This is a genomic window from Frankia sp. CcI156 (assembly GCF_001983015.1).
In the GTDB taxonomy this organism is placed as follows: Bacteria; Actinomycetota; Actinomycetes; order Frankiales; family Frankiaceae; genus Frankia; species Frankia casuarinae.
In genome coordinates this window covers 1-12,540 of record NZ_MOMD01000091.1, presented here as the reverse complement: position 1 = coordinate 12,540, position 12,540 = coordinate 1, and the positions used below count along the sequence as shown (strand labels likewise).

The following is a 12,540-nucleotide window of genomic DNA, read 5'->3' as shown; positions in this document are numbered from 1 at the left end:
CCGAAGGCCGGTTCGCCGAAAAATATGATCTTTTACGGGTGCGCCGTGGGCGGGCGCTGGTGGCGACTCCCCCTCCGGCCCCTCTCCGGTGCCGCCATGGTGCCGACTCCGCAGATCCAGTAATCGACCGCCGCCGACGGCGACCGGTCCTGCGGGAGGAGTGGGACTACCTCCGTCGAGGGAAAGGGTACGGACACCCCGGAGGTCCCGCCACTCGGGCCTCATGTGACCATCATGACGGAGGCTTGGCCGGGCATGCCTACATTCTCGTGCATCTCAGCCTCTTGTTATTTATATATCGAAATTTGTTGCGATTTGCGGGCGTGGCGTTGGGTTCGGGTGGGGTGACCGCGCGCAGGCGTGGCCGTGTCGTCGACTCATCACGTCAGGGCGGCCCGATCATGGTCGCCGCGGCCGGAGGCTGCCGCCGCGCGACAGATGGGAAAATATCGGCTATGTCCCGCTTCCCGCGCTGGAGGCGGGGGAGGAGCGCACATGCGGATCGGTCTGCAACTACCCGACTTCACCTCCCCGCACGGTTCCGGGCGGCTCGGGGAAGATCTGGCCGAGGTGGTCCGCGTGGCGGACACGGTCGGATTCGACTACCTGGCCGTCATGGACCACTTCTTCCAGATCGCGATGGTCGGTCCGGCCGAGAACGAGATGCTGGAGGCGTACACGACGCTGGGTTTCCTGGCCGCCCACAGCCGCCGCGCGAAGCTGCTGACCCTGGTCACCGGGACGGTCTACCGGGAGCCCGGCGCCCTGGCGAAGATCGTCACGACGCTGGACGTGCTCTCCGGCGGGCGGGCCTGGCTGGGCATCGGCGCCGCCTGGTACGAACAGGAGGCGGTCGGTCTCGGTCTGCCGTTCCCGCCGCTGGCCGAGCGGTTCGAACGGCTCGAGGAGACGCTGCAGATCTGCCTGCGGATGTGGAGCGGTGACGAGAGCCCCTTCTCTGGCCGGTACTACCAGTTGGCCCGTCCACTGAATTCGCCGCAGCCGCTGACGCGGCCGCATCCACCCATCCTGATCGGTGGGGGTGGCGAAAGGAAGACGCTGCGCCTCGTGGCCCGGTACGCACAGGCGTGCAACCTCTTCCCCGGTCCCGATCTGGCGCGCAAGCTCCAGGTGCTGCGTGAACACTGCGAACGCGAGGGTCGGAACTACGACGACATCCTCAAGACCGTGGTCTTCTCCTTTGACGTCGGACCGAGGGGGGAGAATGTGGCGAGGATTCTCGACGAGCTGAACGACCTGGCCGAACTCGGTGTCCAGGCGGTTCTCGGTGGCGTGCGCGACGTCTGGCACGTCGAGCCTCTGCACATACTCGGTGAAGAGGTGATTCCGCGGGTCGCCGGGCTCRCCGAGATCTCCTGACCCAGATCTCCCGACCCAGATCTCCAGGCCGGTCCCGAAGGGGGGCAGCTCGTTCTTGGCCAGGCCCGTGCGCGGCGCCGGACCCGGGGACCTCCCGTCAGCCCGAGCGGAGCCGCTGGTCATGAGTCCAACGCGTGTCGGCCGCACTGACCAGGGCAGCCGGCAGGCGATTACCCGGRCAGTCCGGTGACCGGACAGGAAACGGACCTTGAGGGATGTCCAGCGCTCGATTCCGACATTGTCGCCCGTCCGCGGTATCCGTCTGACTACTCTGCTGGTGGGAGAACTGGCGGGGCAGCGGAACGAKGTCGTTGGAACGAGGTCGTCGATGTCGAACGCGAAGCACCCGGGCTGGACTCCGAGTACTCTTCGTCGCTTCCGTGAGGCCCGGGGCCTGACGCAGGACGGGCTCGCCGAGCAGGTGCGTGGTCTCGCTGGGGGAGAAAGCTTCACACCGCCCGCGGCGACTGCGGAAATGGTCCGTCGGCACGAGCTCGGGAAAGTATTCCCGGGAGTCGCCTATCGGCGTGCCTACTGCCTGCTATTCGCGGTCACCGAGCCGGAGCTGGGGTTTCGGCCGGCCGAGCGGCTGCGGCTGCTCGCGCCGCACCGGTATGTCCGGGCGGTACGCGAGTTCGACGAGATCTAGCGCACCCTGCGGGAGACCGTCCCGGCCCCGGCGTTTCCGCCTCGCCCTGGGCACGGTGCGTCCCTAGTCGCCCCGCTTCATCTACGACAGAGGCAGTAGTAGTAGTATTAGTACTACTACTGCTGTAGTAATGCGGGGCGGGATTTCTCCTGTCTGTGACGGCTCGTGGTGCGGACATCACGAGATGACGATCGGAGCGACCGTGGGGCCAACGGAGATCAACGGACTGCCGGCGCACGTCTTGCTCGTGCATGTGGTTGTCATCCTCGTGCCGCTGGCAGCGATGCTGGTGGTGCTGTCCGCGGTGTGGYCGGCGGCGCGGCGCCGGCTGGGCGTCATCACCCCGCTGGTCGCTCTGGTCGCGCTGGTGAGCGTGCCGCTCACCACCCATGCGGGGGAGTGGCTCGAGGCACGCGTGCCCTCGAGCGAGCTGGTCCGCCGGCACGCCGAACTCGGTGACACCCTGCTGCCCTGGGCCGCCGGGCTGTTCGTCGCGGCCGCGGCGTCGTGGGTGCTCGCACGCCGCTCGGCCGCCACCGGAACGGAAACGGCTCCGGCGCGCACCGCGACCGGTCCCGGCCGGAGGGTGCTCGTGGCGGTTCTCGCCGTGCTCAGCCTGGTCGTCGCCGCCGGCTCGGTCGTGCAGGTCTACCGGATCGGCGACAGTGGTGCCCAGGCCGTCTGGCACGGCAGCTTCAGCCGGACTCCCCTGCCCGGTGATGGGCCTGCCCGGTGATGGGCCTGCCCGGTGATGGGCCTGCCCGGTGATGGGCCTGCCCGGTTCAGGTGAAGGCCTGCGGACGAGGATCCTGCGGTACCGCAGGATCGGGACGGGCCGGATCGGCCTGGGCGGAGTGCTCCACCTCGAGCAGGGACTCCGCGTGCCGTTCGGCCTCGAACGCGGCGGCCCCACCCCGGACTCTGAACAGCCGTTTGCTCACGATGAGGTAGACGACGGCACCGACGTTGATGACAAGCGCTCCGATGCGCAGGACCGTGATCCGCTCGGTGAGTTCGTAGATCTCCAACGGCAGGAACGCCGACGTGGCGACGGCGGCGAAGTACTCGCCCCAGCGCTTGAGTAGCCATAGCCCGATCCCCTCGACGACCTGTACGGCGGCGTAGCCGAACAGCAGCAGCGCGACGAGGAGCAGGGTGTGGGGACGGGTGTGCAGGAGGTGGTGCAGGCGATCGATTGTAGGGGAATGGTCGAGATCGAGACGCAGGACGTCGGCCAGCGGGCGCGCCGCGGGCACGGCCCGGTCGAACAGCTGCTGGAGCTGCCCCTCCGATCGGCGGAACCGGAGGATGGCGTAGCCGATCAGGACCATGAGCAGCGCCCGGAGTATCCGTTCCACGGCGAGTAGCCGCAGGACCGTCGCGTCGCGCAGCGCCCGTCCGCGCAGGAGCAGCGGTGCGTCCTCAGCCGGTCCGGACAGGGCCGGCTCCCCGACGACGAAGTCGCCGCACCGTAGGCACCGCCAGCTGACACCGACGGCGGTCCGGGCGGTCAGCCGCTCGGCCAGCGATGTCTCGTCCGGACGGTAGGTGACGTGGCCCTTGCGGGCACACGTCCGCAGCTCCCAGTTCATCCGCGCCATCCACGTCCCACCCGTGTCTCCAGCCCGCCGCGCTTCTTCCCAACCTAGGCTGACACAGCTTGGCGCGAGAACCCGGTCCGTGGCGGGCGGCCGACCCGTGAGCACCCGGGTTGCAACCGACGGGCATGGCGGGTCGCGTGTCCCCGGGGRGGCTCGGACAGGATCCACGCAAAGCCAGGCGAAGACGAGCCTGGTGGTTTCGGCTCGCGTACCTGCGGCTATCACGCCCAGTGACGGATCTCGGCCGGTAGCGGCGCGGGCCCTGGCCAAGGCGGGTGCCTGATGGCCGCGGGCGGTACCGCCATGGTGGACGGCCCGGTTGTGGTGCCGTCGGCGGCGGGACGGGATGCGGCGGTCACTCTCGTCACCATGATCATGGCTGTGGTCGTCGGTCTGACGTTCGCCTTCGGGTTCGGCAACGTCTTCCAGCTCGGGCTACGTCTCGGGGTGCCAGTCTGGGTCGCCCCCTTGGTGGCTCCTGCCGTCGACTTGTCCGTGGTGGGCCTTTTGCTGGGGACACGGCAGCTGGCGGTGCAGGGCGCGCCGCCGGAACTGCTGCATCCGGCTCGGCGGCTGCTGGTGTTCTCCAGCGTGGTGACCCTGGCGCTGAATGTAGCCGAGCCGGTGATCGCCGGCCAGTACGGCAAGGCCGCGTTCGACGCCGGCCCGGYGCTGCTTATCGGCTGGTCCGAGGTTGGCCCGGGATTGCTACGTGCGATGCGCCACCCCACCACCTTCCATCCCGCAGCGCAGGGCGCCACGATCCCTCAGCCCGCACCCCAGCCGACGGAGACTGCCGGGGCAGCGGCGTCCACCGCGGTGCCTGTGGCAACCGAAGGTGGGAGCCCGCGGGCCGAGGTGGGCGCGGTTCCTGCGCAGCGCGCTCCCGAGCAGGCGAACACCGTGGTGGTCGATGGTTCGCTGTTGGACCGGGCGCGGCGTGAGGACACCCGTTACTGGGAGGAACACCGCCGTCCGATCTCCTCGGACGAGCTGCGCAAGCGGCTGAAAGTCGGCTCGAAGAAGGCACGGGCCCTGGTCACGCAACTACGCACCGAGGCGCACCGGGTGCTGGAAGAACACGCCCCCAACGCCGACGTGTCCGAGGCCGGCACGGCCGCGATCGTGCTGGAGGCCGATGACCCGGCTGCGGATGGGCTGCCCGCGGTGGTCGTGCCGGACGACGTCGACATGGTTGACCTTGGGCCGGCGGAGCCGGACGAGACAGGTGCGCTGGCCGCCGTCGGATGAGGGCCCCCGCCCCGGCGGGTGGGACCGGCGCACACCCCGTGTGCTGGCGGGCGGGTGTCCCGGCGCGGACGCGACAGCCCGCTCACCCCTCGGCCTGGCCTGCCGTCTGCCCATTCCTGCCTGCGTGTTCGTCGACCTCTGCCTGCCTGACGACCCTCTTTGGGGAGACCTCTTCGCATGATCACGAATCCTCCGCAGCAGACCTACCTCGGCCRCCGCACCTACGCCCGGCCCACCGCCCGCATCGTGTCCAGTGGTGAGCACCAACTGTGGCTGGCCCGCCACCTCACCCCACGGGACCGGTGGATCACCCGCATGATCCACGAGCACCGGGTGTTGACTACCCACCAGATCGTCGAGCTCGGCTGGGTCACCCGCCGGTCGGCGAACATCCGCCTGTTGGAGCTGTACCGCTGGCGGGTCCTCRACCGGTTCCAGCCCCTGGCCGTCAGTGGCCTGTCGCCCATGCACTACGTCCTCGACGTCGCCGGCGTCGCCGTCCTCGCGCACGAGGACGGCCTAGACCCGAAGAAGATCGGCTATCAGCACGACCGGGCCATGGGCATCGCCCACTCCCTGCACCTGGCCCACCGGATCGCGGTCAACGGGATGTTCACCCGGCTGATCCACCGCGCCCGCCGGCCCGATGCCACCGGCCGGCTCACGGCCTGGTGGTCAGAGGAACGGTGCGCGGGACTGTACGGGGACATCGTCCGCCCGGACGGCTACGGCCGGTGGGCGCAGGGCGGCGCCGAGATCGAGTGGTTCGTCGAACTGGATTTTGGCACCGAACCACTACGCCGCCTTGCCCTCAAGGCCGACGCCTACCACCGGCTCGCGAAGGCGACCCGGATCACCACGCCGATCCTGATCTGGACCACCACGACCCGCCGCGAGGCCAGGATCCGCGACGTGCTTGCCGAGGCGCTGCGCCACCTCGACCAGCCCGAACGGGTACCCGTCGCGACCACAGCCGCGGACCTCGCCGAACCCGACCGACACCTCGATGCCACCCTGCGCCGCTGGCTCCCCATGAACCAGACCGGCACCGGCCGGTACACGCTCGGCCACCTGGTCGGCCTCTGGCCCTACCAAGGCCCTGACAGCCCCATGCCTGTGAATGACCCGCTGCCCGGGAAGTCCAACCGCCTGCAGCCACCCCAAGCGATGCCGCCCACCAGACTCGACGGACGACAGCTCGCAGCCTGACCCCCCGCTCACCTCCCGCCGCCGTGCCAGCTGGGCGTATCGCCCAGCTGGCGTGTACGGCAGCGGTGAGGGAAGGGAGGTCGGCGGTGGCTGCGAGCCCACCGGTCCGCTGCTGGGTGGTCGTAGGAGCGCGCCGGTGCCTGCGGCAGACTGGCGCGGTGGCGGTCACGATTCATGAGTTCCTAGCCGGRCTTCGCCCGACATCGCCCGACCAGCGAGACAAGGTCGACAAGTTCGATCGGCTGATCGGTACGTGATCGGTCCGACCACTGCGCAACGTCAGCATGATCGGAGTAGTGCCATCACGACGAAGGATCCCATCCGCCTGTGATCACACAGACCGACCTTGAGTCGCGGCTGTGGGCTGCCGCTAACGCACTCCGCGGCCCCGTCGACGCGGCCGACTACAAGACGTACGTGTTCCCGATGCTGTTCTGGAAGTGGATCAGCGACACCTGGGACTACSAGCACAGGCAGGCGGTCAAGGAGTATGGCGAGGAGCTGACCAACGAGATCGAAGCCGACTACCACCGCTTCAAGCTCCCGAGGAACACCCGCTGGTCGGTGGTCACCAAGACCCAGGCCAACCTCGGCGACGCGGTTGCGAGGGCGTTCCAGCGCATCGAGCAGGCCAACCCCAGGACCCTCGTCCGGATCTTCGGCGACGCTTCCTGGGGTAACGAGGAGCGGCTGCCGCCCTCGGCTCTTCGCGGGCTGGTGAAGGCATTCGACGACATCCCGCTCGACCCGTCCACGGTCAGCCACGACCTACTCGGCGCCGGCTATGAGTACCTGCTCAAGAAGTTCGCCGACGTCTCCGGCCAGAAGGCCGGCGAATTCTTCACCCCGCGCGAGGTGGTCGACCTCCTCGTCGCCATCCTGCGACCCGAGCCCGGCGAGACGATCTACGATCCGGCCTGCGGCTCCGGCGGCATGCTGGTGGCCACTATCAACCAGGTGCGCGAGTCCGCCCAGGACCATCGCACCCTGCGCCTGTACGGCCAGGAGGTCAACCTGACCACCTCGGCGATCGCGAAGATGAACCTCTTCCTCCACGAGATCGAGGACTTCGAGATCAAGCGCGGCGACACCCTGCGCAAGCCACTCTTCAAGAAGCCCTCGGGCGCGCTGACCCAGTTCGACGTGGTCATCGCCAATCCCCCGTTCTCCCTGGAGAGTTGGGGCGCCGACCAGTGGGCCTCCGATCCTCGTGCCATCGGCGGCGTACCGCCGGCGAAGAACGGCGACTTCGCCTTCGTCCAGCACATGGTCGCCTCGATGAGGCCCGGCACCGGCCGCGTCGGCGTCGTYATGCCCCACGGCGTCCTCTTCCGTAGCGGCGCCGAGGCCAAGATCCGCCAGTCCCTGATCGAGCGAGACCTCCTCGAAGCCGTCATCGGCCTCCCGCCGAACCTCTTCTACTCCACCTCGATCCCGGCCTGCATCCTGGTCTTCCGCCGCCAGAAGCCCGCCGACCGCAAGGACAAAGTCGTCTTCATCGACGGCTCCGAACGGTTCGCCAAGGGCAAGAACCAGAACACCATGTCGTACGACGACATCAAGGCCCTCACCGATGCCTACCGCACCGAGCTCGCCGCCGACGGCCCCGAGCCCAGCGCGTACGTCCACGTCGCCGACTTCGACGAGCTTAAGGCCAACGGCTTCGACCTCAACATCGGCCGCTACATCACCAAGACCGCAGGCGAAGCGGTTGATCTCGGCACGGCGCTAGTGGCGTACGCCGATGCTCGCGCACAGCGCATCGCAGCTGAGGCCGCGATGTTCGAGCGGCTCACCGCTGCCGGGATCGACTTGACCGCCTTCGGGGTGGCCGATGGCTGAGTGGCCAGAGTCCACCTTTGGTCAGCACCTTCGCAGAGTACGGCGAAGAGTGACAGTCGAACCAGGAGTCGAGTACCGCGCAGTCTCGGTACTCAAGGACGGTCAAGGCCTCGGCCCAAAAAATTCCTTCGTCGGAGGAGAGACGAATTACTCGACCCTGTACAGGGTCCGAACAGCCGATGTCGTCCTGCGGACAATCACGGCCTTCGAGAGCCCCGTAGGCGTCGCAACATCAACACATGACGGCGCTCACGTGTCCGGGGTGTTCCTGACCTACGAGGTCGCGCGAGACTTGCTACCTGAATACCTACGCCTTGTCTTTCAGACGCCTAGGTTCTGGGGGGAGATGCAGGCCCGGGCTACTGGAACTGTTCTACGTCGGAAGACCGTTAACGACACTTCCTTCGCTGCGATCCCCATCAGGGTTCCACCGCTGGACGAGCAGCGCCGGATCGTCGACCTCGTCTCGTCTGTAGACGCCACGATCGCCGGGCTGGCCAGCGAAGCCTTGCAGGGCGAGGGGCTGGGATCTGCCTTGGCGGAGGACCTACTGCGCGACGTCGAGCGGGTCCCCGCGGACAGACACATCGTCAAGATCGATGGAGGCAAGAGCCCGCAGACGACCAACGTTGCACCGACGGCTTCCGAGGAAGGCGTCCTCAAAGTCAGCGCTGTGACACCATTCGAGTTCCTTCCTGGCGAGTCCAAAGCTTTGCTGCTGGACACGGCGCTGCCATTTTCCTCCAGGGTTCGGCCAGGTGACGTCCTCATCACCCGCGCGAATACCCCACAGAAGGTCGGCGCGGTCTGTAGAGTTCCCGAAGACGTGCGTGGTGGGCTTTTTCTCTCCGACAAGACACTTCGGCTCACGCCTGGCCCCGACTTGGACCCGGATTTCCTGGTAGTTGCCATGAGCCTCGCTTCTGCGCGAGACCATCTGACGGGTTCTGCGACCGRCACGAGCGCGTCGATGTTCAATATCAGTCAGAGCAAGATTCGTGCCACACCCATCCCCGTCCCAGAGCGGAGCGCTCAGCAGCGGATCGCCGCCACCGTGATGTCCGCRCGTCAGGTAGCTCGAGAGGTGTGGAGGGAGCATGAGCGGACCCTCACCCTGAGAGCGAGCTTGCTGACCTCTTTGCTGACGCAGGAGACCGAGATCGCCGAGGCGTACRATCGCTTCTTGGGGGAGGTCGCGTAGCGCATGGGCTGGAGCGAGGCTTCGACGATCCAAGCGGCTCTACTGGAGTGGGCGCAGGATGCCGGGTGGGAACACATATCTGGCACCGATCTGCCGCGTGCTGAGCACGAGGTCATAGTCGAGTCGTGGGTGCGGGACGCCCTGCTTCGGCACAGCCCTGGCCTGGTCAACGACGAGGAGTCGACCGATATAGTGATCGCCGAGGTCCACCGGGCGATGCTCGACGCCACCAATGGTCTGGTCGCGGCCAACGAGGCGCTGACGGTGATCCTGCGCGGGCAGCGGCCGTTCGTGACGGTGGCTGGGAAGCATGTGCCGCGGCGGTTCATCGACTTCGACGACCCGGAGGCCAACCGGCTGGTCGTGGCCGATGAGGTGACGATCAAGGGCGGGCACGAGGCGCGGCGGTTCGACGTCGTCTACTACGTCAACGGGTTCCCGCTCGTGGTGGTGGAGACGAAGACGCCGGTGAAGCAGACGGTGTCGTGGTTCAACGCGGCGAAGGATCTTTACGATGTCTACGAGGTGGAATATCCGCAGTTCTTCGCGCCGAACGTGTTCAACGTGGCGACCGAGGGACTTGAGTTACGGATGGYGCYGGTGCGCGCCGAGCCGGATCCGGAGAGCGAGTTCTGGGCGCCGTGGGGTGAGACCGGTGGTGACCCGAACCTGTCCGGGCCGGCGCGGGTCGAACGGGATGCCCGGACTCTGCTAACGCCGGCGATGGTGCTGGCGATCCTGCGGGACTTCGCCATGTACCGGCATGCCCGGGATGCCTCGGAGCAGGATGTGAAGCTTCTGCCTCGCTATCCGCAGGTCGAGGCCGCGGTCGCGATCCATGACAAGGTGCTCGCCGGTTCCAGGAACGCCCAAGGTGGCGGCGGACTGGTGTGGCATCACCAGGGGTCGGGCAAAACCGAGCTGATGGCGTTCACCGCCTCGCGGCTGTTGCGCGACCCGCAGGTCGGGGCGCCGACGGTGATCGTGATMGCGGACCGTAAGGACCTGGTCCGGCAGACCGCGGAGATGTTCCGCACCGCMGGGATGCCGACCCTTGAGGTGCCGAAGACCAAGCAGTCGCTGTGGACCGTGCTGAAGAAGCCCGGGCCGCGGGTGGTGGTGACCACGCCGCACAAGTTCGCCGAGGCCGGTCTCCTCACCGACCGGTCCAACATCATCGTGCTTGTCGACGAGGCCCACCGCTCCCAGGAGGGCACGCTCGGCGAGGCGTGGCGGAAGGCGGTGCCGAACGCGACGTTCTTCGGGATGACCGGCACCGCGGTCAAAGCCGGTGAACGGGACACGTTCAAGCTCTTCGGCAACCCCGAGGACCCCGACCTGGTGCTGTCGCGGTACACGATGGAGAACTCGATCGCCGACGGGTTCACCAAGCCCGTCATCGTCGAAGGCCGGTCGGTGAAGTTCGAGCTGAGCAAGGAGCAGCTCGACGAGGCGTTCGAGGAGCTCGCCGACGACGAAGGGCTCGACGAYGAGGCCAAGGAGTACCTCTCCGGCAAGGCCAGCCATATCGCCACCATCCTGAAGAACCCCGAGCGGGTCGCCTCGGTCTGCGCCGACATCGTCGACCACTACCTCACCTACGTGGCTCCGCTCGGGCAGAAGGCGCAGGTCGTGGCGTACAACCAGGAGCTGGTGGTGGCGTACGCGACCGCGATCCRGGCCGAACTGGACCGCCGCGCCGCGACGATGACACTGCCGGACGGGTCCAGCGCCTTGCGTGAGGTCGGCGTGGTGATGCACGTGGACAACTCCAAGAGCACMCCGTCGGCGTACAAGAAGTACCTGCTCTCCGACGAGGCCGAGGAACGGCTCAAGCGACGCTTCAAGAAGGTCGACGACCCGCTCTCGTTCGTGGTCGTCACCGCGAAGTGGATGACCGGGTTCAACGCGCCGATCGAGGCCGTGCTCTACCTCGACAAGCCGCTCAAAGCGGCCAACCTGTTCCAGACCATCACCCGTCCCAACCGGCCATGGAAGAACCCGCTGACCGGACAACGCAAGGAGTACGGCCGGGTCGTCGACTACATCGGCCTGGCCAAGGCCATCGGCGACGCGCTGCTCGGCCCCAAGACGAAGGACGGAACAGAGCCCGAGAAGCCGACCGTGYACGACGTGGCCAGCCTGGTCGGGCGTTTCATGACCGACATGACCGTGCTCACCTCGTTCTTCGACGGRATCGACACGCGTGATGCGTCGTTCACCGCGTTGGCCGAAGCGCACGAGCGGATCCCGGTCGGCAGCGAGGCGCGGACCACGTTCGTGGAGACGTTCACCGCGGTGCAGCGGATCTGGGAGTTCCTCGACCCCAACCCGATGCTGGCGCCGTTCCAGAGCACGTATCTGTGGCTGGCGAAGCTGTATGCGTCGATCCAGCCCAAGGGGCTCGACAAGGGGCTGCTGTGGGCCAAGCTCGGCGCGAAGACCGAGGCGCTGATMCACGCCCACATGGGTGACATCTCGGTGAAGCCGCTGGTTTCTCGGAACGTCACCCTGGACGYGGCCGGGATCACGCTGATCAAGAAGATCGCCGAGTCGCTCCAGGTACCGCTGCCCGTGCCCGACCCGAAGGCTGCCGGGCAGATCGTGGAGGAGATCCTCGACTCCGTCGAGGCCCGGCTCAAGCGCAGGCTCGGCCAGGACATCGAGTCCTCGGCGTACAAGAGCCTGGCCGAGCGGATCGAGAAGCTGCGGCAGCGCACCATCACCTCGGTCGAGGAGTCGCTGCAGTTCCTCGAGGACGCGCTCCAGGTCGCCCACGACGTCGTCGCTGCCGACCGCGCAGCCGAGGAAGGCACGCTCGCCGAAGACGGGCGTCTCTACGACCCAAAGATCGGGGCACTCACACAGATCGTCGAGCAGAACACCCCTGCTGGGTTGCACAAGATCGTGCCCGACATCGCCTTACGGATCGACCAGATCGTCGTTGAGGTCTCCTACACCGGCTGGACCAGCTCCGACCGCGGCGACCGGGAGGTGCGCAGGGCCATCCKCTCCACACTTAAGGACTTCAGCCTGCCCGTCACTGGCGTGCTCTTCGAGAAGACCTACGAATACGTGAAGAAGAACTACTGACGGGCTGGTGAGTCGGATATTTGGTGTCGATCAAGGTTAGTCGACAGGTCGCCTGACAGCGGCTGAACTCGTCTAACCTGCCTGCTTCTCAGGTCGGGCGGCACCGGCGGCCTTGGCGCCGAAACCGCCGGCGTCGAGGCCGCCTGGCGACCCGACCTTCACTGCAGCTGCTTCGCCAGGGAAGGCCTCAAGCGTCAGGGGGGCTTGCGGGCTCCGGGCAATGCCACTTCCACTATTTGGATCTTGGCTGGCTGTGGTGTGTCGGTTCGGGTGGATCTGCCGGGTTGACGGCATGATCCTGGGCTGTGACGGAC

Annotated in this window: 9 protein-coding genes; 8 read left to right on the top strand and 1 reads right to left on the bottom strand. The window is 67.2% G+C overall.

Annotated features, from left to right (window positions below):
* The first annotated feature begins 495 nt into the window (after positions 1–495).
* The 3 genes from CcI156_RS22720 (at position 496) to CcI156_RS22715 (ending at position 2,765) form a co-directional block, all read left to right on the top strand.
* Complete coding sequence (locus tag CcI156_RS22720) at positions 496–1,380, top strand: LLM class F420-dependent oxidoreductase (RefSeq protein WP_076808114.1); 885 nt, start codon at positions 496–498, stop codon at positions 1,378–1,380.
* A 328-nt stretch (positions 1,381–1,708) separates the two neighbouring features.
* A complete protein-coding gene (locus CcI156_RS25255; RefSeq protein WP_023842061.1) occupies positions 1,709–2,029 on the top strand; it encodes a helix-turn-helix transcriptional regulator in 321 nt (106 codons plus the stop codon).
* Positions 2,030–2,231: 202 nt separating this feature from the next.
* Positions 2,232–2,765: a DUF2231 domain-containing protein gene (locus CcI156_RS22715; protein WP_175637656.1), complete on the top strand. Its 534-nt coding sequence runs from the start codon at positions 2,232–2,234 to the stop codon at positions 2,763–2,765.
* 46 nt (positions 2,766–2,811) lie between these two features.
* On the opposite strand, the gene CcI156_RS22710 is transcribed toward CcI156_RS22715, so the two are convergent.
* Positions 2,812–3,630 (bottom strand): DUF2127 domain-containing protein, encoded by an 819-nt coding sequence (locus tag CcI156_RS22710; RefSeq protein ID WP_011438110.1) that lies wholly within the window; start codon positions 3,628–3,630, stop codon positions 2,812–2,814.
* A 279-nt stretch (positions 3,631–3,909) separates the two neighbouring features.
* Between CcI156_RS22710 and CcI156_RS22705 the strand changes: the two genes are divergently transcribed.
* The 5 genes from CcI156_RS22705 (at position 3,910) to CcI156_RS22685 (ending at position 12,226) form a co-directional block, all read left to right on the top strand.
* The gene (locus CcI156_RS22705) at positions 3,910–4,881 is read left to right on the top strand and encodes a hypothetical protein (RefSeq protein ID WP_371681837.1); all 972 of its coding nucleotides are present in this window, start codon (positions 3,910–3,912) and stop codon (positions 4,879–4,881) included.
* A 177-nt stretch (positions 4,882–5,058) separates the two neighbouring features.
* A complete protein-coding gene (locus tag CcI156_RS22700) occupies positions 5,059–6,090 on the top strand; it encodes a replication-relaxation family protein (RefSeq protein WP_076808107.1) in 1,032 nt (343 codons plus the stop codon).
* Positions 6,091–6,417: 327 nt separating this feature from the next.
* On the top strand, positions 6,418–7,932 hold the full coding sequence (locus tag CcI156_RS22695; RefSeq protein ID WP_076808105.1) for a class I SAM-dependent DNA methyltransferase: 1,515 nt from the start codon (positions 6,418–6,420) through the stop codon (positions 7,930–7,932).
* A 49-nt stretch (positions 7,933–7,981) separates the two neighbouring features.
* Positions 7,982–9,133, top strand: coding sequence for a restriction endonuclease subunit S (locus CcI156_RS22690; RefSeq protein ID WP_175637655.1), 1,152 nt, complete (start codon positions 7,982–7,984; stop codon positions 9,131–9,133).
* 3 nt (positions 9,134–9,136) lie between these two features.
* Complete coding sequence (locus CcI156_RS22685; protein WP_076808100.1) at positions 9,137–12,226, top strand: type I restriction endonuclease subunit R; 3,090 nt, start codon at positions 9,137–9,139, stop codon at positions 12,224–12,226.
* Positions 12,227–12,540 lie beyond the last annotated feature (314 nt).

Bases quoted from the DNA above. Each gene is read 5' to 3' on its own strand.
- CcI156_RS25255 (WP_023842061.1), top strand. From the start codon at position 1,709: ATGTCGAACGCGAAGCACCCGGGCTGGACTCCGAGTACTCTTCGTCGC.
- CcI156_RS22710 (WP_011438110.1), bottom strand. From the start codon at position 3,630: ATGGCGCGGATGAACTGGGAGCTGCGGACGTGTGCCCGCAAGGGCCAC.